General features: G+C 45.1%; 23 protein-coding genes. 10 read left to right on the top strand and 13 right to left on the bottom strand.

Features of this window, described 5'->3' with window-relative positions:
* The first annotated feature begins 131 nt into the window (after positions 1-131).
* Positions 132-2,030 carry an acyltransferase family protein gene (locus IM792_RS14190; protein WP_194102544.1) on the top strand — a complete coding sequence of 633 codons (1,899 nt, stop codon included), beginning with the start codon at positions 132-134 and terminating at the stop codon, positions 2,028-2,030.
* Between the two features lie 9 nt (positions 2,031-2,039).
* Here the strand turns inward: IM792_RS14190 and IM792_RS14185 are convergent, their stop codons facing one another.
* From IM792_RS14185 to IM792_RS14165, 5 genes are all read right to left on the bottom strand, one after another.
* Positions 2,040-3,101, bottom strand: coding sequence for an AI-2E family transporter (locus IM792_RS14185; RefSeq protein ID WP_194102543.1), 1,062 nt, complete (start codon positions 3,099-3,101; stop codon positions 2,040-2,042).
* Between the two features lie 135 nt (positions 3,102-3,236).
* A complete protein-coding gene (locus tag IM792_RS14180; RefSeq protein WP_194102542.1) occupies positions 3,237-4,517 on the bottom strand; it encodes an MFS transporter in 1,281 nt (426 codons plus the stop codon).
* A 10-nt stretch (positions 4,518-4,527) separates the two neighbouring features.
* The gene (locus IM792_RS14175) at positions 4,528-4,764 is read right to left on the bottom strand and encodes a hypothetical protein (protein WP_194102541.1); all 237 of its coding nucleotides are present in this window, start codon (positions 4,762-4,764) and stop codon (positions 4,528-4,530) included.
* A gap of 19 nt (positions 4,765-4,783) precedes the next feature.
* Positions 4,784-5,374 (bottom strand): TetR/AcrR family transcriptional regulator, encoded by a 591-nt coding sequence (locus tag IM792_RS14170; protein WP_194102540.1) that lies wholly within the window; start codon positions 5,372-5,374, stop codon positions 4,784-4,786.
* Positions 5,375-5,460: 86 nt separating this feature from the next.
* On the bottom strand, positions 5,461-7,932 hold the full coding sequence (locus IM792_RS14165) for an OstA-like protein (RefSeq protein WP_194102539.1): 2,472 nt from the start codon (positions 7,930-7,932) through the stop codon (positions 5,461-5,463).
* Positions 7,933-7,983: 51 nt separating this feature from the next.
* On the opposite strand from IM792_RS14165, the gene tilS reads away from it, so the two are divergent.
* The 3 genes from tilS to IM792_RS14150 are packed head-to-tail and all read left to right on the top strand — an operon-like array spanning position 7,984 to position 10,769.
* Complete coding sequence (gene tilS / locus IM792_RS14160) at positions 7,984-9,315, top strand: tRNA lysidine(34) synthetase TilS (RefSeq protein WP_194102538.1); 1,332 nt, start codon at positions 7,984-7,986, stop codon at positions 9,313-9,315.
* Positions 9,316-9,318: 3 nt separating this feature from the next.
* On the top strand, positions 9,319-9,801 hold the full coding sequence (locus IM792_RS14155; protein ID WP_194102537.1) for a hypothetical protein: 483 nt from the start codon (positions 9,319-9,321) through the stop codon (positions 9,799-9,801).
* Between the two features lie 38 nt (positions 9,802-9,839).
* Positions 9,840-10,769 (top strand): cobalamin-binding protein, encoded by a 930-nt coding sequence (locus tag IM792_RS14150; protein ID WP_194102536.1) that lies wholly within the window; start codon positions 9,840-9,842, stop codon positions 10,767-10,769.
* 57 nt (positions 10,770-10,826) lie between these two features.
* On the opposite strand, the gene asnS is transcribed toward IM792_RS14150, so the two are convergent.
* From asnS to IM792_RS14125, 5 genes are read right to left on the bottom strand one after another with little or no spacing between them, the layout of a single operon-like run.
* Positions 10,827-12,275, bottom strand: a complete 1,449-nt coding sequence (gene asnS / locus IM792_RS14145; protein WP_194102535.1) for an asparagine--tRNA ligase — start codon at positions 12,273-12,275, stop codon at positions 10,827-10,829.
* Between the two features lie 32 nt (positions 12,276-12,307).
* Positions 12,308-12,793 carry a hypothetical protein gene (locus IM792_RS14140; RefSeq protein ID WP_194102534.1) on the bottom strand — a complete coding sequence of 162 codons (486 nt, stop codon included), beginning with the start codon at positions 12,791-12,793 and terminating at the stop codon, positions 12,308-12,310.
* Positions 12,794-12,836: 43 nt separating this feature from the next.
* On the bottom strand, positions 12,837-13,307 hold the full coding sequence (locus IM792_RS14135; protein WP_194102533.1) for a DUF6252 family protein: 471 nt from the start codon (positions 13,305-13,307) through the stop codon (positions 12,837-12,839).
* Between the two features lie 21 nt (positions 13,308-13,328).
* Positions 13,329-13,820 (bottom strand): DUF6252 family protein, encoded by a 492-nt coding sequence (locus tag IM792_RS14130; protein WP_194102532.1) that lies wholly within the window; start codon positions 13,818-13,820, stop codon positions 13,329-13,331.
* A 45-nt stretch (positions 13,821-13,865) separates the two neighbouring features.
* Complete coding sequence (locus IM792_RS14125) at positions 13,866-14,366, bottom strand: DUF6252 family protein (RefSeq protein ID WP_194102531.1); 501 nt, start codon at positions 14,364-14,366, stop codon at positions 13,866-13,868.
* A 113-nt stretch (positions 14,367-14,479) separates the two neighbouring features.
* Here IM792_RS14125 and IM792_RS14120 point away from each other — a divergent pair, with 113 nt between their 5' ends.
* The 4 genes from IM792_RS14120 to IM792_RS14105 all read left to right on the top strand — a co-directional run bounded on the left by IM792_RS14120 (position 14,480) and on the right by IM792_RS14105 (position 18,841).
* Positions 14,480-15,340 carry a DMT family transporter gene (locus tag IM792_RS14120; protein WP_194102530.1) on the top strand — a complete coding sequence of 287 codons (861 nt, stop codon included), beginning with the start codon at positions 14,480-14,482 and terminating at the stop codon, positions 15,338-15,340.
* Between the two features lie 61 nt (positions 15,341-15,401).
* On the top strand, positions 15,402-17,369 hold the full coding sequence (gene dnaG / locus IM792_RS14115) for a DNA primase (RefSeq protein WP_194102529.1): 1,968 nt from the start codon (positions 15,402-15,404) through the stop codon (positions 17,367-17,369).
* A complete protein-coding gene (locus IM792_RS14110; RefSeq protein WP_194102528.1) occupies positions 17,370-17,741 on the top strand; it encodes a YraN family protein in 372 nt (123 codons plus the stop codon).
* Between the two features lie 2 nt (positions 17,742-17,743).
* Positions 17,744-18,841, top strand: coding sequence for a glutaminyl-peptide cyclotransferase (locus IM792_RS14105; protein WP_194102527.1), 1,098 nt, complete (start codon positions 17,744-17,746; stop codon positions 18,839-18,841).
* A gap of 485 nt (positions 18,842-19,326) precedes the next feature.
* On the opposite strand, the gene IM792_RS14100 is transcribed toward IM792_RS14105, so the two are convergent.
* The gene (locus tag IM792_RS14100; protein WP_194102526.1) at positions 19,327-20,664 is read right to left on the bottom strand and encodes an efflux RND transporter periplasmic adaptor subunit; all 1,338 of its coding nucleotides are present in this window, start codon (positions 20,662-20,664) and stop codon (positions 19,327-19,329) included.
* A gap of 14 nt (positions 20,665-20,678) precedes the next feature.
* Positions 20,679-22,121, bottom strand: coding sequence for a TolC family protein (locus IM792_RS14095; RefSeq protein WP_194102525.1), 1,443 nt, complete (start codon positions 22,119-22,121; stop codon positions 20,679-20,681).
* 88 nt (positions 22,122-22,209) lie between these two features.
* Between IM792_RS14095 and IM792_RS14090 the strand changes: the two genes are divergently transcribed.
* Positions 22,210-22,842, top strand: coding sequence for a polysaccharide deacetylase family protein (locus tag IM792_RS14090; protein ID WP_194102524.1), 633 nt, complete (start codon positions 22,210-22,212; stop codon positions 22,840-22,842).
* 34 nt (positions 22,843-22,876) lie between these two features.
* Positions 22,877-24,148: a serine--tRNA ligase gene (serS, locus tag IM792_RS14085; protein WP_194102523.1), complete on the top strand. Its 1,272-nt coding sequence runs from the start codon at positions 22,877-22,879 to the stop codon at positions 24,146-24,148.
* Positions 24,149-24,753: 605 nt separating this feature from the next.
* On the opposite strand, the gene pgi is transcribed toward serS, so the two are convergent.
* Positions 24,754-26,400: a glucose-6-phosphate isomerase gene (gene pgi, locus IM792_RS14080; RefSeq protein WP_194102522.1), complete on the bottom strand. Its 1,647-nt coding sequence runs from the start codon at positions 26,398-26,400 to the stop codon at positions 24,754-24,756.
* Positions 26,401-26,459 lie beyond the last annotated feature (59 nt).

Raw genomic sequence — 26,459 nt, 5'->3', positions numbered from 1 at the left:
CGGGTTGATATCAAGCCCGGTCTTTTAATTTTAAAACAACAATAACACCTATCTAAAAACCCCGTTAAAGTTGCCCATACACACAATATTGCTATTTTTGCTATCGAACTCTTAAGCCTTAAATTTTCGATATGACTAAATTGAAGTTTAGATCAGATATTAATGCCCTGCGCGCAATAGCGGTTATTGGTGTTGTACTCTACCATTTTAAGGTGCCTTATTTTCAGGGCGGCTTTTCGGGCGTTGATATCTTCTTCGTAATTTCAGGTTATTTGATGAGTAAGATCATCATAACCGACATCAGCCAAACCAAGTTATCCCTCTCCAACTTTTACGGCAAACGCCTTAAGCGTATAGTGCCTGCGTTGCTTTGCATGATAGCCATTGTAATGCTGGCAGGTTATTTCCTTTTCTTTCCGGATGATTTCGCTTTCAACTCTAAATGCGGCTTTTTTAGTTTACTGTTTGTATCAAACATGTTTTACTGGAAAAACTCCGGTTATTTTGATCCATCGTCAGAAACCAATGTATTTCTGCACACCTGGTCATTATCGGTTGAATGGCAGTTTTATATGCTCTATCCAATAGTTTTGCTGTGGCTTAGCAAACTGGTTAAAAAGCGTTCGCTTTTCATCGGTATTTTTATTAGCGCCACTGTTCTTATCATCATAGCATCATTCGTTTTAGATAAAAAATACAGCCTTACCGCCTTTTATCTTTTACCAAGCCGATCATGGGAAATGATGATGGGCGGAGTAGCTTTTTTGCTTGAGCCTTATTTGAGCAATATCAAATTCAAAAAAGGTTATATTCTGTTATCATACCTCGTGCTGTTACTCGGCCTTGTGTTTTTAAAGGACAACATGGGCTGGCCATATTTTTACACGCTGATACCGGTAACCGCCACCTTTTTGACCATCACATTAAACAACGATTTTGATTTTTTAAAATTCGCCCCGGTACAATTCATCGGCAAAATATCGTACTCACTGTACCTGTGGCACTGGCCGGTGTATGTTTATTTTAACTATGTAGGCGTGCCATTAAATACACAGAGCATTTTGCTGATGATCTTTATTTCGATGGTATTGGGTACACTATCGTTCAGATTAATAGAATCAAGAAAGTACGAGAACAATACCCGGATATTGGTAACTGACATGGCATTAGCGCTGGTAGTATGTTCATTCGCCTATGTATTGAACAACCGGGCCATGTTTAGCGACGAATCGTTATACCTGTCAACATTTACAAGTACTCATCGTAAAGAACGTGATAAGCAATTTGACGAAGGCTGTTGTTTCTTAAACATCGTATATGATGGCGACCATGCTTTTGATACCGCTAAATGTGTTAAGGCCAAGCCTAACGAAAAAAATTATATATTGATTGGAGATAGCCACGCGGCACATTTCTCGCAATCGTTAAAAGGACTGTTCAACAAAAACAATACGCACCTTATACAGGCCACAGCCAGCCGATGCTTCCCGGTTTTGACTGAGAACGGTAATGCTAACTGCTTTGCCATGATCAATTATGTTTATAATGATTTTATCCCTAAAAATCGTGAGCAGATTGATGGCGTGATCATCAGCGCTAACTGGTACAACTATCGCGTGCCCGAAAAACAAATTGTTGACGATATTAAGAAAACAGTTGACCACATTAAAAAGCTAAACATTAAAGTGGTGGTTATTGGTCAAAATGAGGTGTACAATCTTTCGTATCCGTTGGTACGGGCTAAAGAAATACAATATGGTACCACGCTCACCAAAAACTTCAAACATCAAAAATCATTCGATATTAACAATTACCTCAAGGCAAACCTGGGTGCCGATTATATCAATATTATTAACGATGGTGATGTTCCGCCAATTGGCGAAAACAACACGCCTTACATGTTTGATGAAAATCATTACACCAAATACGGAGCTGACCTTATACTGAAAAGATTCATCGGTTCAGAAAAGGGCAGGAGCTTTTTTGGTAACGATCTGAGCAAAAACCTGCTTAGCTACAATGCCAAATAAAGGCTCGACTTACTCAAGCCCGATATTCGCATCCTGCTTCTGTCTCTTAACATAAAGCTCATCAACTAACACTATCACTACAGCCAGTATTGGAGTAGCTAATAATATACCCAGTACACCAGAAAGTGTTCCCATTAGTACCTGGCTGATGATGGTTAGCGCGGGTGGCAGGTCGATCATCTTTTTTTGCACCATTGGGGTGATGATGTTGCTTTCCAGCGTTTGTATCAGTATGTACATAATGGCTATAATGATAGCGGTATTTGCGCTATCCATAAAGCCCAGGAGCACGGCAGGTACCATAGCTATCAGCGGACCAAAGTTGGGTATAAAGTTGAGTAAACCTGCTAATAAGGCTAAGGTCAGTGCCATCGGGATACCAACAACGCTTAGTCCTGTAACCGTGAGTACAGCTATAAGACACATGGCCAGCAACATACCTTTCATCCAGCCTTTTAAAACAAAGCTCAACCTGTCTAACACTACATGGGCATTCTCTTTAGCTGCGGGTGGTACCAGTTTAATAATACCATTTTTGTAAAGCGATGGTGCGGAGGTGAAGAAAATACCGAGGAAAAGGATGATATACAGATCGCCAAGTACGCCAAAGCTGGTGCTGAAAAAGCTTTGAGCGGTAGTCATGAGCTGGGTGGCATCATATCCCGAAACATTTTTTACGAGCTTGGCGCCCCACGATGTTTGCTGTAATTTGGCCTGAGCTGCTTTTACTACCTTCGGAAATTCATCGCTCAATGAGGCTATTTGGTGTTGTATGGTATTACCCATAAACCAAAACAGGGTTCCTAATAACAGGAATGTGCCCAATACCGAGATAATGACACATGGCGCACGTTTCCATTTTGTCCAGCGTTGTATCATATCGGCAAAGCCGTGAAAAAATACGGCTATCAGCGAACCGGCGAATACCATCAGCAGCACATTAAAGGCCACACGCAGTATCAGTATCAGACAAACGGACAATGCCAGTATGCCTACTACTATCCATACTTTGTGCGCAAATGAAAGTTCATCATCGGCCTTGCCTGTGGGCCGGTTTCTTGGTTCTGCCATGTTTTTGTGTCTGTTTCCCTATCAAATACTTTTTGAATTGTATTTGTTTTGTGGCGACACAATTTTTATTCCGCAGCAGAGTAGCAGCGCAAAAACAAAGCGGGGCAACCTGATTGGCTGCCCCTCTTTTATAATTTAAGATAAAGCCTCGTTCAAACTTTCGGCCTGTTGTATTGCCGGTGGCGCGGCTGCTTTGTTCTTCACCATTACGCTAACGCGATATACCATGTACAGGCATAGCACAATGGCGGTACAAACCACATAGCCCAAAATATCATAATGCTGTAACGGGCCATGCTTATGCGGCTGGGTAACTATTAAACCCGCGCACAAGGCAGCAACACCGCCCGCCATTTGCTGTAGCGATGAGTTAACACTCATGAAAGCGCCACGGTCAACCATCTCCGGGATTGCCGTGGTTAAGGCTGTTGATGGGATGATACGGCCCATAATGCCGATGAACATGATCATGTTAAGCACCACCACTTCCCAAAGGGGCACGCGTGGTAGTTGGGTGTATATCAATATCATCACAATAGCTAATGCCGAACCTGCCGCGAAAAGTTTGAATTTATCATATCTGTCGCTCAGCTTACCTATCATCGGCATAATGATGATAGAGGCCAGTCCGCTGCATAAAAACACGGTCGGCAATTGCTCTTGCGATATGCCGATATTATTGATAAGATAGGCGCTACCGAAAGGCATCATCATAAAGCCACCAATAGACAGGAATGCCGTTGCCCAAAACCCGGTTTGGTATTTAGGGTTGGCTATGGAATGCCACAAGTGCACAAAAGGGTTTTTATCTTTTTGTAAGCCGATGTGTTTGGTAACGGGCTGCATCCTTAAAAGCACCACCAGGCCAATAACTATAGCCAGGAACACGATCATGATGAACGGCGCATGCCAGCCCCATTTGTTGGCAAAATATAACCCCACAGGTATGCCCAATACCTGGCTGGCGGCAAAGCCCATTTGTACCACGCCCATTACACGGCCGCGTTGGTTTATCTCAAAAACATCGGTAACTACGGCTAATGATATAGCGCCTATAACGCCACCAAACAAGCCGGTGAATATGCGTGCGCCAAGCAGCATCCAATAGCTATTGGCCAGGCCGCAGCATAGTGTGCCGATAATAAAGCCGCTGTAGAAAAACACCAGTAGTTTCTTACGGTCAAACCTATCGGCAAAGCCGGCGGCAAGCAGGCCCGATGCACCCGCGCTAAAGGCGTATGATGATACCACCATGCCAAAGCGAGAGGGCGTCATATCTAACGATTTCATCAGGATATCGCCAAGGGGCGATAACACCATAAAATCAAGCACCACGGTAAATTGCAGCAGTGCCAGTAGTGCTATCAGTAATTTTTGATAAGCGGTAAATGTTACCGCTGTAGTATCAGGTTTCATTTGTTATCAGTTAAATAAGTTCAATACACAGGTAACCTTTTTGGTTAACCAGTTCAATAACATCCATTGCACAAAGGCGGTGGGTTACAACACGCAGCACCTTATCGCAATCATCCAGATCAATGTGCCAATCGTTGATAGCCTCATCGGCATCAAGCAACCGGCTAATGTTGGCCTTATCGGTTGAGGTACTGATGTTGGTTTTAAAAACCAGCACCCCGGCAGGGTTTATTGACGAACCATCCATAAAAACATTTTTACAACGATCATTTTTTTAGCGCTTTCAATACCAGCTCAAAGGTTTGCCATATCATATCATTGGTTAATACGAATGACCGGCCGCCAATGCTACGCCCCTCGTTATGAAAACGCACCAAATTATACAGCGGCGCAAAAGCTACCGACCAATATACCTCCATCGGCATAGGGTTGATCTCGCCACGGTCGATAGCGTTTTTCATAAAGCGGCTCATCTTCACCTTAAACTCATCAAAGTAGCTCTCGTATATCACACTCTGATAGGTTGAACTTCGCAGCTGCTCAAAAAACAGTGTGGTTTGCTGGTTCTCTATCATATGTATTGAGCGGTTTTTCCACTGCTGTTTCAATCCCTCGGCAAAACCGGCTTCGGGGTCAAAATCATCCAGCATCATACTGCTCATGCGCTTGGCCTCCTCCTCGGCTATCTGTATAATAAGGTCATCCTTATCCTTGTAATAGATGTACAGCGTACCTACCGATATTCCACAGGCTTTGGCCAGCTTGTTCATACTAAAGCCTTCAAAACCTTCGCGCACCATCAACTCTATCGCTTTTTGTTTTACAAGCAATTGTTTATCAATATCCCTGCTTCGCATTAATTATTCTTTCATAAAGTAAAAATAAATGAATATTCATTTATTTAAAAATTATTTTAATGGGAATACAGTGTTAAGCTAATTTTTTATTGCGCTGTGCTATCCTTACGTGCGGGCTGGGTAGGCGCTGGTTTAACCGTAGCGGTATCTTTTTGAGGGATAACCGCAGGCATAATTACAGGGGCAGTGTTTAACGTGCCGTCAGTAACGCGGTTGCGGTTCTCATTCTTTAGATTACCGGGAAGCAGGTTGATGCTTGAATCTCGGGCTGTACTATCAGTAGCGTTCACCTTTTGCATAACCGCGGGATTTTGCGGAGCGCCCTTAACCGGAGGCTGCCCTTTGGCACCCGTAACTGGCTTAGACGCGGCAGCTTTTTTGGCTTCGGCGGCTTGTTGCACGGCGGCTTCAGCCCGTGCAGCGGCACGGTTGGCGGCCTTGCGTTTTGCCGAATTGATCACCATCTCTTTTGATGCCGGGCGCTCCTTTGGTTTCCATATAAAGCCTTTAAGTATGCGGTCATCTTCGGTTACTTTACCAATAGGCCCATACTTGGTATCAACTTTCGACATAAAAGCCATAGTGATAGGCTTATTAGCATTAAATCTGATACGCATACGACTGCTAAGCGAGCGCCCCATGCCGCTAACAACCTTGGTGGTGCTATCACGGTCAAAGTAAATACTCTCGGCATTGCCGTCAACAAACATTACGTTGAGCTTATTATCCTTGAAAAAGCCGCGCATTTTTTTACCGCCCACCTGGTTAAAGTGGGTCGAATCATCCTTATCCACATTGACCACAAATGAGTTATAATATATGTCCATATTGTCCAGCTTCTTATTCTTCATTTGCAGATTGATGGTATCGCCGGATAGTTGCGAGCCCTGCGTCCACATAATGGGTTTTATATAACAACGGATGGTGGAGTCGGCATAACTATAGAACATCGAGTCGGCTTTAGCCTGCAAGTCCGACTTATAGATCTTGGCATCGTGATAGGCGAATATCACCCTTACGCGGCTGGTATCGCTCAGCTTAACCTTGGTGGTCATGTAAACAGAATCTACCTTGCCCGGTACATTTCCCAGTTTGCGCGCGCTATCGGCTTTGGTGACAATAGCGCTATCGGGTTTACCCTTGGCGGTGCTATCCGTTTTTGCCGCGGCCTTTTTAAGTGCGGCACTATCAACCTTAACCGGTGCAGGTTTTGGTTTGCCGAATAACAGCGGAAGACGGTAACCGGTATCAAAACGCATTTTAGGCGGATCAACACTCAGCACCTTTGGCGATGTTTTGTAAACAATAGGTTTCGGTTTCGCGGGAACAGCGGGGCGTGCGGCGGTATCGCGCACGTTGGCCAGTCGTCGTAATTCCTGTAAGGCCTTCAGCTTTTTATAGGTGATGATCTGCGTTTCAAGCGTATCGGCACTCATGTATACCGAATCGACCTTGATGCGCTCGCCCTTCTCGTTAATAACAATGGTTGATGTAGAGGTTGGCACCGGTGTTTTTGACTTTCCGGCGGGCTTCGCTGCCGGTTTCTTCACCGTTGCCGCCGGCGCTTTTACCTCAAGTGGCTTTGCCGGTTTTTTGGGTGATACCTTTTCCAAACTGTCGGTTTTTATTTTGTCGAGCTTTTTGGTGGTATCGGTTTGTGTGGTGTCCTTTTCTTCGGTAACCAGTATTATGTAGGCATTCTCGGTAACTACGGTGCGTTCCTCCTTGCGGTTAAATACGCCGAGGTCGCCCTTCATGGTTACTTTCTGCTCCTTATCATTAAACGTAATATGCTTAACCGCACGCCCAAGCCCCAGCAACCGGTCGTAAAACAAAGTATCACCTTTTAACGATTTGGTGCCTTGCTTGTACAAATTGTTCTTGGTGAAGAAAGCTTGCTCGTTCACCGTATTGTAGGTTCCGTATTCGGTATACAGGGTATCTTTATCCTTAGCCTTGCCGTAAATATTGGTAGGCCCGTAAAAATAAGCAATGCGGCTGCCGCTGTTGTAGCGCATGGTATCGGTCTTGATCAGCGCGTCAACCGTGTTCAACACTACATCGTACCTAAAATAAGCATCGCGCGAACCGGCAAAGTAATAGCCGTTTTTACTGGTGAGGGTATTATCCTTATTGATGAGTTTACCGCCGCCGGTATACGTACCTATTTTGGTAGCTGTGTTATAGGTCAAATAATCAGTGGTTAGGATGGCATCCTTGTCGATCATCTTTACATTATTGGTAAGGATAGCCGTTTTGGTATTGCCGCTATAATTCAGCTTATCCGAGTAAATGTTCAGCGTATCGCCCTGAATGATGTGCACATTACCAAACGCGTCAAACATGTTCTCTTTAAAATACAGATAGGCACTGTCTGATTGCATCACCGTATTTTCATGAACAAAGGTGCCATTATAAATCTTCTGGACTTCTTTGCCGGAAATCCTGAAAACCTCGCTCCGATCAGACTTGGTAACCTGTACCTGCGTTTTCTTTTTTTGAGCAAAAGCTACGCCTGTGATCAGTAGCAACAGTAAACTTAAAAGGCATTTATTCACGTTGGCAAAATTAGTTTTTTGCGGGGCTTATTAAATTAATAATTTTGATGCATGCTCCCTGTTAAGCGTTTTACCGAATTTATTGAGCAAAATAGTCTTTTTACGCCTCAAAACAGCATTTTGTTAGCTGTTAGCGGGGGTATTGATTCTGTTTTGCTTGCCCGGTTATTCAGCGCGGCAGGTTACAGCTTTGGCATAGCACATTGCAACTTTGGCCTTCGAGGCAGCGAGGCCGATGCCGATCAGCAATTTTGCCTCGACCTGGCCACGCAACTTGGCGTACCATTTCATACCATCAATTTTGATACCACGCAGTATGCCAACGCTCATAAAATCTCCATACAAATGGCGGCAAGAGAGCTGAGGTACAATTGGTTCGAGCAAATAAGGCAACAATATAATTACCGCCTTATTGCGCTTGGCCACCACAAGAACGATACTATTGAAACAATATTGTTAAACCTTACACGTGGTACCGGCATTGCGGGCCTGCATGGCATATTGCCTAAAAACGGCGTGTTGGTGAGGCCCCTGCTTTTCCTCACGCGGGAGGAGATAGCAGCCATTGTTAAGGCTGAGGATATAGCTTATGTTGAGGATAGCTCGAACGCCTCAACCAAATACGCGCGCAATAAATTGAGGCACGAGGTAGTACCCAAACTGCGCGAGCTTAACCCCAACCTGGAGAATACTTTTGATAACAACCTGCGCCACTTTCGGCAGTTGGAGGAATTGCTGGAGCTAAAGGTTGCGGAGGTAAGGCACGACCTGTTTATTCCGCATAATGATGAGATTCATATAGCTGTTGATGCCGTTAAAGCCTTGCAGCCACAACAGCTGTTGCTGTACAAACTGCTGCAACCTTATGGTTTTACCGAACCTGTGGTTGATGACGTAATAGCTTCGCTGGATGCGCAAAGCGGCAAATGGTTCGCTTCGGCAACGCATAGGTTAACTGTTGACCGGGGCAAGTTGATATTGGTTGAAAACATCACTGCATCAACCGAAACAGTAATCATTAATGAAACCGACCACGAGGTGCGTTTTGATGGGCAACGTATAGCCATTTTGCATGATGATTCGCCGCTGATAGTTAAGGATAACCCTTTCGCGGTATCTGTTGACGCGGATAAGCTGATCTATCCGCTTAGCATTCGCCACTGGCAGCAAAGCGATTATTTTTATCCCCTGGGGATGAAAACCCGCAAAAAGCTAAGCGACTTTTTCATCAACCTGAAAATACCGCTACACAAAAAGCAGCAAAAACCGTTATTAGTGAACGGCAACGGCGATATTATGTGGGTTGCCGGTTACCGGCCCGACGAACGCTACAAGGTAAGCCACAACACTAAAAAAGTTACTATATTCGAACTGTTTAAATAAGGCATGAGCGACAAACCTGTTTACATCGAGAAACAATACCTGGGCAGGGAGTTTATCCCGCTAACTATCAGGCTGGTACTGGCCATGTCGTGCTTTGCGGCCTACTTTTTTACTGAGGGTAATAATAGCAATGGCGATCTGCTTATTGTAGTAGGCTTCGCCATTATTATCATCTCCATCATTATGGGCTTCTTGCTGCACTTTCGTACCCGTGTGCAAAACAAAAGCATTATGCTGGATGGTTTGTGGACCACCCGCCTGGTAAAAATAGATCTGAACAGTATTGTTAAGGCCGAAAAGGGCACTTACAGCCGTTACCTGTTCAATAACCCGGTTTACAATTTGCATACCCGCGGCACCATCCGTTTTTATGCGGGCGGGCGTGAGGCTATTCACCTTACCGATCGCGATGGTTTGCTGTACATCATCGGGTCGCAGCATGCCAATGAACTGCTAAGGGCCATCCTTAGCGAAATGAGGCGATAACCTGATCATCGCTTCGCTGTACTATTAATTTTTTCTGCATGTCATCATCACTTCGTATCATATCGCTTTTACCATCAGCTACCGAAATTATTTGCGCTTTAGGCTTGGAACAAAACCTGGTTGGCCGCTCGCACGAGTGCGACTACCCGGAGAGCATACAAAACCTGCCTGTTTGCACCGAAGCCAACATTCCGGATGGGTTGAGCAGCGGCGAAATTGATAGTAAGGTAAAAGAGATACTGAACGACGCGCTATCGTTATATACCGTAAAAAAAGATGTGATCAGGGAATTACAGCCTGATATCGTTATAACGCAGGACCAGTGTGATGTTTGCGCCGTATCATTACCCAAGATACAGCAGGCATTGCAGGATCACCTCGATAAACCGGCTCAAATAATATCATTACAGCCCAATAGTATTGATGATATGTTGGCCGATATTAAGCGCGTATCATCAACATTAAATGTGGCTGATGCCGGTGATGCGTTGATAGAAGACCTGGAGGAACGCATCAACATTATTCGCCATAAGTTAAAATTTATTGACGCTAAGCCTACCGTAGCTTGTATCGAGTGGTTAGACCCACTAATGGTATCAGGCAATTGGATACCCGAATTGGTAAGCATTGCCGGTGGTAAACCTGTATTGGCCGATGCCGGTAAACATTCGCCGTATGTGGATTGGGATGATATTCGCCTGGCCGACCCGGATGTTATTGTGCTGATGCCTTGCGGCTTTTCTATCGACCGCACCATGCGCGAAATCAGTTTATTGTTAGATAAACCCGGCTTTGCCGAGTTAAAAGCCATTAAAAACAACCGGCTTTATATTGCCGATGGCAACCAATATTTTAACCGCCCTGGCCCACGATTGGTCGATTCGTTAGAGATCATGGCCGAGATTATCAACCCTAAGCAATTCATATTCGGGTTTGAGGGCAATGGCTGGATAAAATTCAGCGTATAAATAAAAACGGCCTTTAGCGCATTGCTAAAGGCCGTTTTTGTATAGAGATGCTTACCATTAAAACTCCGCGTTTTTAGGGAACCTTGGGAAAGGTATAACGTCCCTGATGTTACCCATACCGGTAACAAACAGCACTAAACGCTCAAAGCCTAAGCCAAAACCGGCATGTGGGCAGGCACCAAAGCGGCGGGTATCCAGGTACCACCAAAGCTCCTCTTTAGGTATGCCCATCTCGTCCATACGTTGTTCCAGTTTGTCCAAACGCTCCTCACGTTGCGAACCACCTACAATTTCGCCAATACCCGGAAACAAGATATCCATTGCGCGTACCGTTTCGCGACCATTGGCGTCCGGCTCGTTCTGGCGCATGTAAAATGCTTTGATCTCCTTCGGATAATCCGTCAGGATAACCGGCTTTTTAAAATGTTTTTCAACCAGGTAACGCTCATGTTCTGATTGCAGATCGGTACCCCAGCCCTCAACCAGGTACTGGAATTTCTTTTTCTTGTTCGGGGTCGATTCCTTTAATATATCGATAGCCTCGGTGTAAGTAAGGCGCACAAAATCGTTATCCAGGCAAAATTGCAGTTTTTCAAGCAGCGTCATTTCTGAGCGCTCGTTCTGCGGCTTTTGCTTTTCTTCTTCCTGCAAACGCTGGCTCAGGAATTCAATATCCTCGAGGTTCTTATCCAAAGCGTATTTGATCACATACTTCAGCAAGCCTTCGGCCAGATCCATGTTATCATCCAGATCATAAAAAGCCATTTCGGGCTCTATCATCCAAAACTCAGCCAGGTGGCGGGTAGTATTCGAGTTTTCGGCACGGAAGGTAGGGCCGAAGGTGTAAATGTCGCTCAGCGCCATCGCACCCAGTTCGCCCTCTAACTGGCCAGATACGGTAAGGTTAGTGGCTTTGCCGAAGAAATCCTGTTTGTAGTCGATCTCGCCCGTTTCGGTACGCGGAATGTTATCCAGATCAAAGTTGGTTACCTTGAATGCTTCGCCTGCGCCCTCTGCATCCGACGCGGTAACAACCGGGGTATGCAGATACACAAAGCCACGCTCCTGAAAAAACTGGTGTACCGCGAACGACAAGCTGTTACGCACCCTGAACACCGCGCCAAACGTATTGGTACGGAAACGCAGGTGCGCTATTTCGCGCAAAAACTCCAGGCTGTGCTTTTTAGGTTGCAGCGGGTATTTTTCCGGGTCGCTATCGCCCAGTATTTCTATCTCTTTAGCTTTAATGTCGATTTTTTGGCCTTTACCCAGTGATGGCACTACGGTACCGGTTACGCTTAAGGCCGCGCCGGTGGTAATGCGCTTCAATAAAGCGGCATCGGTATTCTCAAAATCAACAACTATTTGTACGTTATTATTGGTTGAACCATCGTTTAAAGCTATGAACTGATTGTTGCGGAAGGTACGCACCCATCCCTTTACGGTTACATCAATGTTGGTATCATCGCTCTCCAACAAGGCTTTAATCTTAATTCTCTGGCCCATGATTTTATATTATTTGAGCGCCAAAAATACAATTATTTAGACAAAGCCAACCTGAATTGCCCTTTTGAAAAATAAAATTCCGGATCGGGGTTTCCGGGCAAACTCGTCATCCTTGTTTTCATGTTAACCGTTAGGGTTCCACTTAAAATACCGGTGGTTTCATCGTACTCATCCACATCAAACGAGTTGACGGGCGAAAGATCGGCATAGTAATCGATCCCGTTTTCGTTATAAAACCGGCAATTGGTGCCTGCCAGCTTGTAACTGCCCTTGCCCTTAAAGTCTTCAATTAGTAAAATAAAGCTTTCCGAAGTGGATTTTGCTTCTAAATATAGCACCCCACGATTTGATAAACTAACGTATGGCTTTCCAACCCATGCAGTATCACTCTTGAATCCGTACACATAAAAATCAGGCAATTGCGGGGCAGCAGGTGCATCACAGCATACCTTTTCGCCCTTTGAGCATGATGACAGTGCGACCATCACGATCGCTATAAAAAAAATAATATTTCGCATATAGATCTGCGTGCAATTTCGGATTAATGCACCATCAAACCAATTATTTTGGCAGATCAACCCTGAATTTGCCCTGCTTTATATTCAAATTTGTTGACGATGAACTTTCGCGCGTGGGATACTTCATGGTCAGGTTAGCGGTTACAGTACCCTCAATAACTTTTTTTGCTTCGTCGTATTTGGTAATGTTCAGCGTACCGCCACTATTACCTGTTGAATATTCGCCTATTATTACATCGCCGCCTACCGTTTCAGTGTATCGTGCCTGATCGGTACCGAGCGTGTATTTGCCTTTGCCATTAAACTTCATTTTAAAGGTTACATGTTGCTCGCCTTTTGACGCGTGCACATACAACGTATCCTGGTAATATGATGTTTGCAGTGATGATGCCCAGACCTTATCCTTCAACTTCATCTCGATATAATTTTGTTTATCGGGCGATAAACTGTTTTTATTACACGCGGCTAATAACAGGGTTACAAAAGCCAGCATCACTATCGTTTTTCTTATCATACTTATTCAGATAAAACTATATTATTGGTAAGGTATATCTACCCTGAACTTCCCCTCAATAAAACTCACCTCATTATCCAGGCCGGAGCTTGCGTAACGTGGGTTTATAACAAACGTAGCGCTGAATTCGCCTTCGGCAAATCCCCTGGTAGCATCGTACCGGGTAATATTAATATAATTTGAGCTTGAGGCTGTGGCGCGGTATTCGGCACTGGTTACATCGCCGCCCGTAGTAAGGGTAAATACACCGTTTTGAGGAGTGATAGGATATCTGCCTATGCCTGTCGGCTTAATGTTAATGATCAAATGCTCCTCCTTATTAGTACCGTATATAGCCACCGAATCCTCATAAAATATTAATCCTGTTCTGCCGGCCTGCCATGTTGTGTCGGCCTTTTGGGCACGCATAAATATCGTGTTATCCTCTGGTGCGTCGCAGCACACCTTTTCGCCTTTTGAGCAGGCCGTTAAGGCAAATGCGGTAAATAGTATTAAGTATAGTAGGTTTCTCATTCGGTATATCATTCCCGGCAAAGCTATAATTCTGATGTTAATTAATTATTTAGGTATTGCTGCCCTGAATCTGCCCTTTGTAAAACTTATAGTATCAGGAAGATCAGCATTAGAGCTATTCGCTATTTTTACAAATTTAGCTTTAAACTCGCCATTAATATAGTATGTGGCCGGGCTGTATGTAATTACATTAATATAGTTAGAGGTATCGGCAGTTGCACGGTATTCACTTGCGGTGGTATTACCCTTAAGTGTAACATTATATATGCCGTTTATAGGAGTGATAGCGTATTTGCCTGTATCAATAAGTTTAATGCTTAACCTGAGCTTTTCGCCATTGGCGCTTGCGATTAAAACAAGTGAATCTTTATCATGACTTAATGCTAATTCATTTGTTCGCCATGTAGTATCGGCTTTTGTAGCACTTATAAAGTTGCCCGGTTTGGCACAGCAGAAGATAACATCATCATCTTCTTTTTGATCTTTTGAACACGCTGTAAATAAGCTTGCCGCGGCAAGTAATGCAATAAGTAGTTTGGCTTTCATAATTGATCGGTTTTTAGGTGATTATAAATTATTACGATAATTCCTGCACAAACGCTACAACATCATCACATTTAATTTTTTGTAAGTTTGAGGTCTGTTATTTCACCAGTTTAATGAACCCGAAGCTTAGCCTCGCCATAGGCATTATATTTATATCCTTTTCGCCCATATTTGTGAAGCTTGCCGCCGAGCCGGCCATCACCGCGGCCTTTTACCGCATATTTATGGCCTGGATATTTTTGCTGCCCTACTGCGTAGCCAAAGGCCTACTGAAAATTGAGCGGAAGGATCTGACCATCACCCTCATCTGCGGTATCATCTTCGCTGCCGATATTGCCGTTTGGAATATATCCATACTAAAAATAAGCGCTACCGTATCAACCCTGTTGGCTAACCTGGCGCCGGTATGGGTGGGGCTTATCAGCTTTTTTATTTTGCGCAAGCAAACCGGCAAATTGTTTTGGGCGGGTACGGTTATCGCTATCATCGGCATGGTGGTATTGGTAGGCTTTCGCAACATACTGGCGCTGCACATTAACGATGGCGTGCTGCTTGCCGTGCTGGCCAGCTTTTTTTACTCGCTGTATATTGTTATCAGCAAGGGTGTATTGCAGCGGGTAAATACACTCACCTTTATGTTTTACAACATGCTGGCTTCCATGATATTTTTATTGGCGTTGGGTATTGGAGGCGGGTATAACCTAACCCATTTCCCGGCGGCTACGTGGCTTTACTTTTTGGCTACAGGCCTTATTTGCCAGCTTGCCGGGTGGATCACCATTAACTACGCCATTAAGTTTTTGGCGCCTACCAAGGTATCCATCACCCTGCTTAGCCAAACCGTGGTTACGGGTTTGCTGGCCGCTGTAATGCTGCACGAAAAGCTTGGCCTTGCCGAAATTGCTGGCAGCCTGATAGTACTTGGCGGTATAGCCATTACATTTTTAAAGCCCTCACAATCAAAAATTTCTTAATTTAACGTTTACAACAAGTTAAGGCATTGCCACAATTGCCCTACCTTTGCATTTTAATATCATGATCACCAAAGCTACCGTTGACCGAATAATGGAAGCCACCGACATTGCGGAGGTTATAGGTGATTTTGTGCAGTTAAAAAAGCGCGGCGCTAACTACATCGGCCTGTCGCCTTTCAGTAACGAACGCACCCCGTCGTTCTCGGTATCACCGGCTAAGGGTATTTTTAAGGATTTCTCGTCGGGCAAGGGTGGTTCGGCCATTACTTTTTTGATGGAGCTGGAGAAGTTCACCTACCCCGAAGCGTTAAAGTGGCTGGCCAAAAAGTATGGCATCGAGGTAGAGGAAACGGTTGACAGCGCCGAGAACCTGGAAGAAGCCAACCATCGCGAAAGTTTGATGATCGTATCGGGTTTCGCGGCTAAGTTTTTTCAGGATAGCATGTGGGAAACCGACGAGGGCCAGAGCATTGGCCTGAGTTACTTTAAGGAGCGCGGCTTTTCCGCCGAAACCATGCGCAAGTTTGAGCTTGGATACTCGCCCGACCAATGGGAGGCTTTTACTTCGCAGGCCATAAAGGAGGGTTACCAGGCGCAATACCTGGAAGAAACCGGCCTATCAGTAAAGCGCGATAATGGTGGCATGTACGACCGTTACCGTGGCCGGGTAATGTTCCCGATACATAGTTTTACCGGCCGGGTAATAGCCTTTGGTGGCCGTACCCTAAAAAGCGACAAAAGCGTACCCAAGTATGTAAACTCTCCCGAATCGGAGATATACCATAAATCGAGCGTACTTTACGGACTGTACTTTGCCAAAAAGGCTATTCGTGATGAGGATAATTGCTATTTGGTTGAGGGTTATGCCGATGTTATTTCGGTACATCAGGCAGGTATCGAAAATGTGGTGGCCTCATCGGGTACCTCATTAACAGTTGAGCAGATCAGGCTGATTGGCAGGCTCACCAAAAACGTTACCATTTTATACGATGGCGACGCGGCGGGCATCAAGGCATCACTGCGCGGGTTGGATATGATATTGGAGGAAGGCCTCAACGTTAAGGTAGTGCTGTTTCCTGACGGGCACGACCCTGACTCGTATGTACGAAGTGTGGGTACCAATGCCTTTAAAACCTACATCGATCAAAATAAAAAAGATTTTATTCTATATAAAACCGGCATCCTGCTAAAAGAGGCCGGTACCGACCCTATCCGCAAGGCCGGGGTGATACGCGAAATTGTGGAGAGCATCGCCAAAATACCTGATTCTATCAAGGCATCAGTATTTGTTAAGGAGTGCAGCCACATTATGCAGATCGATGAGCGCGCACTACTATCTGAGCTGAACAAAATGCGTATGGCCAAGGCCAAAAAAGATTCGCAGCAGCAATACAACCATAACCAGCGCGCATCGCAACAGCACCCGGACATGCCGCCCGAGGATCTGTTTTTTGATGAACCGGGAGCAGCACCCGCAACACCATCTATCGAGAAAAGGGAGGAGGCTTACAATCAGGAGCGGGAGATAATCCGTTTACTGTTATTGTACGGCAACCGCATGATAGATTGGGATGGCATTGCCAACACCTACATAGGGCCGTTTATGATAGCCGAACTGAGCGACGTTACCTTTGACAGCGCCGTTTGCAAAGCATTTGTAGAAGATTATCGCCGTGAGGTAGAAAATGGCGTACTGCCTGATGAACAGCATTACATTCACCATAAGGAAAAGGGAATAGTTGACCTTACGGTTACTATGATAGCCACCAAATACATTTTGAGCGAGAACTGGTACGATATGCACAACATATCAGTACCCGACGAGCAGGTGAACATGAAGGCTACCATATTAGGCGCTATCTTTCACCTTAAAAAACATAAGGTCGCTCAAATTTTAGAGAATCTGCGTAAAGAACTACAAAACACCCCAAGCGAGCAGGATCAGGAAATATTGCTTAACCAGTACATGCGCATGAAAAAGGTTGAGAAGCATATATCCGATTATCTGGGCTCGGTAATTCTAAAATAAATGGCTGTACACCTTGAGCTTGGCAAGCGGGGCGAAACATTGGCCAAAACTTATCTGGAAAATTTGGGTTATGAAATACTGGATGAGAACTGGACCTATGGCAAGGCCGAAATTGACCTGATAGCTTATAAAAACAGGGTGATTATATTTGCCGAGGTTAAAACCCGTACCGGAACCGGTTTTGGAGCGCCCGAGGATTTTGTTGACAACCGCAAGCAACGCCTGATGGCACAGGCTGCCGACGAGTACATCTACATAACAAACCACCAGGGCGATGTGCGTTTTGATATAATTTCGGTACTGTTTAATAAAAGCGGAAATTACACGTTAAAACATATTGAAGATGCCTTTTGGCCATCTGCTGATTTATAAATATGAACAAAAAACTTAAACTTTTTTTAGCCGGAGCAGCACTGTTAGCCATAGCCAGCTGTGGCGACGACAAACCAAAATCTGCCGATATCGCTATTAGTCCGGAGGCGGGCACAAGCATTAATTCAGGCAAAGAACTTTCGGTTAAGGTAACTCTGCCCGATGGCATGACCGCCGATTCAATAGTGTATATGTTAGATACCCTGCACATTGGTTCGCGTAAAGATACTACTGCCATTACCGTTAAAACCGATGGCATGCCGCTGGGTAATAAGGTGATCACTGCCAATGTATTTACAGGCGGCAAAAGCCAGGAAGTTACCAGCAATATTGTATTACTTGCCGCCAAAGCGCCGGAGGTTTACACTTTTAAGGTTGAAAAAGTTTTTCCGCATGATACTTCATCATACACCGAAGGCCTGGAATACCATGATGGCTTTTTATTTGAGAGCGACGGCGGTTATCTGACCCCTCCGGAGGGCGAGGATGTAACCGGCCAGTCAAGCCTGCGCAGGGTTGATCTGAACACCGGCAAGGTAGTTCAGCAAACCATGATAGACCCGAAAGTATTTGCCGAGGGCATCACCATAGTTGGCGATAAAATTGTACAGCTTACCTACAAAGAGAAGATAGGCTACGTGTACGACAAAAAATCTTTCAAACAACTAAAAACCTTTAGCTACACCGCTGGTACCGAAGGTTGGGGCCTATGCTTCGACGGCGAAAAGATCTACAATACCGATGGCAGCAACAGCATTTTACTGTTGGATAAAAATGATTACCACCAGATAGGCGCCATCAATGTTTACGATAACGAGAAACAGATAGACCAGATAAACGAGCTGGAATACATTGACGGCAAGTTGTACGCCAACGTTTACATGAAAGACGATATATTGGTTATCGACCCTAAAACCGGTGCCGTATTAGCCAAAATTGACATGAGCGCCCTGTACCCTAAAGACAAGCGCAACGCCAATGCCGACGTACTTAACGGTATAGCTTACGATGCCAAAGGCAAACGCATCTTCGTAACCGGCAAAAACTGGGACAAACTTTTCCAGGTAAAGTTTTTAAAGACTTCGGAGTTGCCGTTGTAGCACCCTCCTAAACGGCGAAGCCCTCATGAGCACCATCTAAAAAAATTCATAGCGAATAATCCTCCCCGAGGGGGAGGACTTCAATACCATTTTAACAAGTATGTCATTTCGAACGAGGTACGAGAGAGAAATCTATCTGCGTTCATAGCAAAGCGACAGATTTCTCGCTATCGCTCGAAATGACAAGGTTAGATGGGGTGTTATGAAAACCGAATCAATCTTTTTGAACGGTTTGTGAACCCCTCCCTGCCCTCCCCAGGGAGGGAATTGATCTTGATTCAAAATCACGTCATTGCGAGGGACGAAGCAATCTCTTTAGGATATTCCAACGGGACAAGTCGCTCGAAGATTGCTTCGTACCTCGCAATGACGCGGTGGTGAAAATGGGGTAATCTTGACGATTGACCTAACATAAAAAGCTACTGAAAACAGAAAAGGGCCTGCATAAGCAGACCCTTTTTCATATTAACATAATAAACTAAAAACTACTTCTTTTCTTCGCCGCCAAAGAGTTTTGATTTGTCTACTTTCTCTACTTCCTCATTATCCTTCAAGGTTTTTGATATGGCCGAGTATGGTGCTGATACTACCTCGTCGCCTGCTTTTAGGCCCGATAGTATCTGGATATAGGTATCATCCTGAATACCGGTTTTTACCGGCACCTGTTTTACTTTACCGGCGTTGTATACAAATACAAAGGTTTTAACGGGTTCGCTAAGCTTTTTCGCTTCCTCATCGTCATCATCCTTTTTAGGGGCGGCGTTCTTCTTTTCCTCGATACGTGTGGTTACTGATTGTATGGGTACCGACAAGCTTTTTACGTTGCTGGTCTTGATCTCGACAGTAGCGGTAAGTCCCGGACGGAATGGCGACGGGCTGCCTGCCTTATCGCTCATCAATGCTTTGTACGATTCAGGATTGATCCTCACCTTAACAGTGAAGTTAGTAACCTGATCGGCATTGGTACCTACCACGTTGGCCGAGCTGCCTATCTCAATAACCTTGCCCTTGAATTTTTTACCCAAAAAGGCATCTACCTCAATATCCGACTCATTGCCCACGGCTACACGGTTAATATCGTTCTCGTTAACATCAACATTAACGTCCATGGCGTTCACGTCAGATATGGTCATGATGTCCGTACCCGCCATTTGGATGGTACCCAGCACACGCTCACCTTTTTCAATAGATAGTTTTGATACCACACCATCCACCGGAGAGTAAATTGAGGTTTTAGCCAGATTATCCTGAGCCTCTTTTACCGAAGCCTGTGATTGATCCAACCCAAATTTTGCACCGATAACGCTTTGCTTTGATGCTTCAAGGCTGGCTTTGGCGCTTTCGTAATTAGCTTTGGCAGTTTCAAACTCAGCAGCGGTAACTACCTTGCTATCATAAAGCTCTTTATTGCGTTTGTATATTGATTCCTGGTTGTTAAAGTTAGCCTCGGCCTGTTTTAGCATTTGGGCTGAGTTGCCCACGGTGGCCTTTTGGGTATTGTATGATGCCACGGCACGCTCATAGCCCGATTGCAAAATGTCAGGCCTGATACGGCATAACAGCTGGCCTTTTTTAACCACGTCGCCTTCCTTTATCGGCAGGTCAACCACCTCGCCTGATACCTCGGCACTTATTTTTACCTCAACATGCGGCTTTACCTTACCACTTGCCGATACCGATTCGGTTATGGTACGGTCGGCAGCCTTTTCGGTTGCTACCTGTGTTTTATTTGATCCGCCTAAAAAGCCGGACACTTTGCCGATGATCAGCAGTACAACAAGTACCCCGGCAATTATCAGAATATATTTTGTAGTCTTTCCCATGATTCAGTTAATAGTTATAGCGTAATAGGTTTTCCCAGATAATAATCGATCACTTTGCTTCTGAACACCATTTGGTAGCGTGCCTGTATCATATCAAACTCAGCTTTGTTCAGGTTGGTTAACGAGGTATTCAGATCAAGCGAATTTACTAAACCTACATTAAACCGTTGCAATATGGCGTTATAAGCATCCTTATTGGCCTGGTAGGTTTGCTGTGCCGATACAGAGCGTTTTTGGGCCGCCTGCACATCCCACACAGCCTGGTAAATGATCTTACTCAGGTTATTGCGCGATAATTGTGCCTGAACTTCGGCATTTTCATATTGAATTTTTGCCTTGCGCACCGCGGTACGGGTAGCAAAACGCCTAAAGATAGGTATCTGCAAGCTCACCCCTATTGATTGATAGAAATTATCGCTCAACTGGCCAAATACATTTGGCTTATTAAATGGCGTTGCAAATGCTGGCGTAACAACCGTATCGCGGGTCGCATTATTAACCACGCCTATCGGGTTGAACTCGCCGGTAGCGTAAGGCTGACCGGGGCGCTGATAAATGCTTGAATAGTTTGATCCTAATGAAGCGAACAATACCAAATTGGGATAGTAAGCGCCTTTGGCAACCTTTACCGCTTGTTTTAATACATCGCGCTGTAATTCGGCCAGGCGAACATCGGGGTTTACGGTAAGTGCCGTATTCAATACATCCTGCGCATTGAACAGGGATTGTACCGATAGCTGGCTAACATCAGGCCTAACCACCTCTATTGGTGTTTCGGGCGGCATTTCCATGTATTGTTTCAACGTAAGTACTGATAGCTCCAGCTGGTTTTGCGCGTCGGTACGGTTAAGCTCGGCGGTTGATAGTTGCGATTTGGCTTGCGACAGATCAACAACGGTTTGGTTACCGGCCTTAAAGCTGATATTAGCACGATCAAGCGTTTGCTTTGAAATAGCGATCTGCTGATCGGCAGCCGTAAGTAAATCCTGATTGGTTAATACGGTAAGGTAAGTGGTCACTACATTCAGTATCAGGTCGTTTTTAACCTTGGTAGTGTTGGTACGGTCGGCCTCTAATTGTATCTTGTTCTGGATGATCTGGTTACGCAGCTGCCCGCCCTGGTACAACACAATTTGCGATGTTAACGAGCCAAAGGCCGTAAAAATACGCTGATTGGTGAACGAGTAGGTAGACTGATCTAAGCTTCGGCCCCAGTTGAATGAACCTTGTGTGTTCACATTCAGATCGGGCAGCCGGTTGTATTTTGATTGCTTCAAATCCTCACCGGTAAGGGCTTCGCTTAACTGCGCCTGCTTAATGGTGAGGTTACGCTCCAGCGCCAGTTCAACGGCACGTTGCAGGGTTATCTTTTCCTGAGCGGCGGCGTTTAATGCCGGTATGCTTAGCATCAGCATTAAAAATATAGCCCTCAAGCTTTTTAGTATATGGTGTTTCATAAGTGCCTTTTAATGGATTAGCCGGTTTTAGGTTGCTCCTGTACTTAACTTATATTTTATAAATGAAACATTTGCTTATTTTGTACCTATGTACCTGTTTAAAACTCCGCGCCTGCTAAAATTACTGTACCCCAACCTAACGTGGGACATAAAAACCGACAGCCGCAGTATTTTTTTGACTTTTGACGATGGGCCTATACCTATTGTTACACCGCATGTATTAAATATTTTAAAACAGTACCAGGCTAAGGCTACCTTTTTTTGCATTGGCGATAACGTGCGCAAGCATCCGGATATTTTTGAGCAGGTAAAACGCGGGGGGCATGCCATAGGTAACCACACCTTTAATCACCTTAAAGGATGGAAAACTGATGATGACACCTATACCCAAAACTTTAAACAGGCTGATGACCTGCTGCATACCAACCTGTTTCGCCCGCCGTATGGGCGTATAAAACGCTCGCAGGCGGCAAGGTTAAAGGCGTTGAACCCAGAGCTGGATATTATTATGTGGGATGTATTAAGCGGTGATTTCGACATGACGCTTAAACCCGAGCGCTGCCTTAAAAAAACCATTAAATATACCCGACCGGGCTCCATTGTGGTATTTCATGATAGTTTGAAGGCCTTTAACCGCCTGGAGTATGTGCTGCCCAGGGCATTGGGCTTGTGGAAAAGCCAGGGTTACACATTTGAGTTGCTGCCCGTGCAAACACTTTAAGTTTATATCTTTGCCAAAAATATATACATAAAAAATGCTTCAGGTAAATTACATCCGCGAGAACAGGGAACAAGTGCTGGAACGCCTGGCTGTTAAAAATTTTAAGCAGCCCGAACTGGTTGACATCATTATTGAGCTTGACGAAAAACGCAGGCAAACCCAAAACCTGTCCGACAGTGTATCTGCCGAAGCAAATGCCGCCGCCAAAAAAATTGGTGAGCTGATGCGCACCGGTCAAAAGGAAGAAGCCGAAGCCATTAAAGCCAACACCGGCAAATGGAAAGAAGATATTAAGCAATACGGTGAGCAACTTAACGCTTTGGAGGCCGAGCTGCAACAAAAGCTGGTATTGCTGCCCAACCTGCCGCACAGCTCGGTACCCAAAGGCTTAACGCCCGAGGAGAACGAGATTGTATTAGAGCATGGCAACAAACCCGAACTGCCGGGTAATGCACTGCCGCACTGGGAACTGGCGGCTAAATATAATTTGATAGACTTTGAACTGGGTGTTAAGATAACCGGTGCCGGTTTCCCGGTTTACAAAGGCAAGGGTGCCAAACTGCAACGCGCGCTTATCAGCTTCTTTTTAGATGAGGCCGAAAAGGCCGGTTACAGCGAAATGATAGTGCCGCTGCTGGTTAACGAAGCATCGGGCTTTGGTACCGGACAGCTGCCTGATAAGGAAGGACAGATGTACCATGTAGGTGTTGACAACCTGTACCTGATACCTACCGCCGAAGTACCGGTTACCAACCTGTACCGCGATGTGATATTAAAAGGTGAAGAACTACCGGTTAAAAACTGTGGTTACACGCCATGCTTCCGTCGCGAGGCGGGCTCATACGGTGCCCATGTACGTGGCCTGAACCGCTTGCATCAGTTTGATAAGGTGGAGATAGTGCAGGTAGTACATCCTGATACATCATACAGTGTGTTAGAGGATATGAGCGCTCACGTGCAAGGCCTGCTGCAAAAGCTGGGTTTGCCTTACCGTGTGCTGCGACTTTGTGGTGGCGATATGGGCTTTGCATCAGCCTTAACTTACGATATGGAAACCTGGAGCGCGGCACAACAACGCTGGCTGGAGGTATCATCAGTATCAAACTTTGAAACCTTCCAGAGCAACCGCCTTAAACTGCGTTTCCGTAATGCTGAGGGTAAAACACAGTTAGCCCACACTTTGAACGGCAGCGCCCTGGCCCTGCCACGTATTGTTGCTACCTTATTAGAGAATAACCAGACAGAAGACGGCATCAAAATACCGGAGGCATTAGTGCCTTATACTAAGTTTGACTGGATAAAGTAATTTTAGTCCACCCCGTCATTACATTAACTATCTAACTTGTCATTTCGAGCGATAGCGAGAAATCTGCCTGCGTTTACAGCAAAGCGACAGATTTCTCCTCGTACCTCGCTCGAAATGACAAAAAAGTGGTATAAAAAAAATAAAAAAGAGCGTAGGGCTGGCAGAAAACCGGGCCAGGGAATATGGCCTTGCGGGCGGAAGGTTTTTCTGCCTTGACTTTTGGTTACTTTGTGTCTAAGACAAAGTAACTGGGCTCTGCGCCCAAGAGCAGACTGACGATAATTGTAAGCACAATCCCTTAAATTAAGCACAGCACCTTCATTACTTGTCCTCAATTTCTTTTGAGCGATCAAAAGAAACAAAAATCGCCGGCTGTTTAATTTTCTATTAAAGTCAGTGCATTTTCAGTGCTACCCGAAAATTAAAAGGCCGGTGGGATTGAGTATGATTGGTTTGTGACTTTATCAAAAAAATATTGTCATTTCGAGCGATAGCGAGAAATCTGTCGCTATGCAATAAACGTTTGCAGATTTCTCCTCGTACCTCGTTCGAAATGACAAGTATTTGTTAACTCCCTCTCCTGAAAGAGAGGGCTGACGTGGAGCCTACCTCCAAGCCTTATACTGATTGATCAACCCGTTGGTTGAAGCATCGTGCGTGGTAATATCATCAGCGGTACGTAACTCAGGGAGAATTTTACCGGCAAGTTGCTTGCCCAGTTCAACACCCCATTGGTCAAAGCTGTAAATGTTCCAGATGATGCCTTGTACAAATATTTTATGCTCATACATGGCTATTAATGCGCCCAGCGTGTGCGGGGTTATCTTTTTAACCAATATAGAGTTGGTTGGGCGGTTGCCTTCAAATACTTTAAATGGCGCTAATACTTCTATTTCAGCATCGCTTTTGCCTTGTGCTTTTAATTCGGCTACCACTTCTTCTTCAGTTTTGCCGTTCATTAAGGCTTCGGTTTGAGCGAAGAAGTTTGATAGCAGTAAGGTATGGTGCTCGCCAACCGGATTATGCGTTTGTGCCGGAGCAATAAAATCGCAAGGGATCAACTTAGTACCCTGGTGTATTAATTGATAAAAAGCGTGCTGGCCATTTGTACCCGGCTCGCCCCAAATAACCGGACCGGTTGAGTAATCAACCACCTTGCCGTTACGGTCAACATACTTGCCGTTACTTTCCATATCGCCTTGCTGAAAATACGCGGCAAAGCGGTGCATGTATTGATCATACGGCAAAATAGCCTCGGTTTCTGATTCAAAGAAGTTGTTATACCAAATACCTAACAAGGCTAATATAACCGGTACGTTCTGTTCAAATTCGGTATTACGGAAGTGGTTGTCCATAGCATGGGCGCCACCAAGCAGCTCCTCAAAATTATCAAAGCCGATGCTTAACGATATGGAAAGACCGATAGCGCTCCACAATGAGTAACGACCGCCTACCCAATCCCAAAAACCGAACATGTTAACGGTATCAATACCAAACTTGCCCACAGCATCGGCATTGGTTGATAGTGCCGCGAAGTGTTTGGCAACATCAGCCTCAACAGCGCCGCTCTCTAAAAACCAGTTACGGGCGGTATGGGCGTTGGCCATGGTTTCCTGCGTGGTAAAGGTTTTGGATGCGATCAGGAATAACGTAGTTTCCGGATTAACAGTTTTCAGCGTTTCGGCAATGTGCGTACCATCAACGTTTGATACAAAGTGCAGGTTCAGGTGGTTCTTGTAAGCTTTCAAAGCTTCGGTAACCATTACCGGCCCCAGGTCTGAGCCGCCGATGCCGATGTTCACCACATCCGTTATCGGTTTGCCGGTATAACCTTTCCACTCGCCGCTTATTACGGCATTGCTAAACTCCTTCATGTGCTGTAGTACCGCATTCACGTCGGGCATTACATCCTTACCTCCGGCCAAAACCGGGGTGTTGCTGCGGTTGCGCAGGGCGGTATGCAATACTTCACGACCTTCGGTAGCGTTTATCTTTTCGCCGTTGAACATGGCCTCAATGGCATCCTTAACGCCGCACTCTTTGGCCAGCTGTATCAGCAGGGCGATGGTTTCATCGTCGATACGGTTTTTAGAGTAATCAAGCAATATCTCCTCAAATTGGATAGAGAACTTGCTGAAACGATCGGCATCACCGGCAAAAAGCTCACGCAGGCTTTTAGGAGCGATATCTATGTAATGATCAGTAAGGTACTTGAACGCGTTGGTTGTGGTAAAATCAGTTGAAGGTAGCATAGTGATCTAAAGTTTTTTGACAAAATTAACTTTTTGAGCTACTTATAAAAGCTTTTAAA

The organism is Mucilaginibacter sp. JRF (genome assembly GCF_015223065.1).
Lineage (GTDB): Bacteria > Bacteroidota > Bacteroidia > Sphingobacteriales > Sphingobacteriaceae > Mucilaginibacter.
Note: the sequence above shows the minus strand (reverse complement) of the source record. Positions and strands in the feature narration are given on the sequence as shown.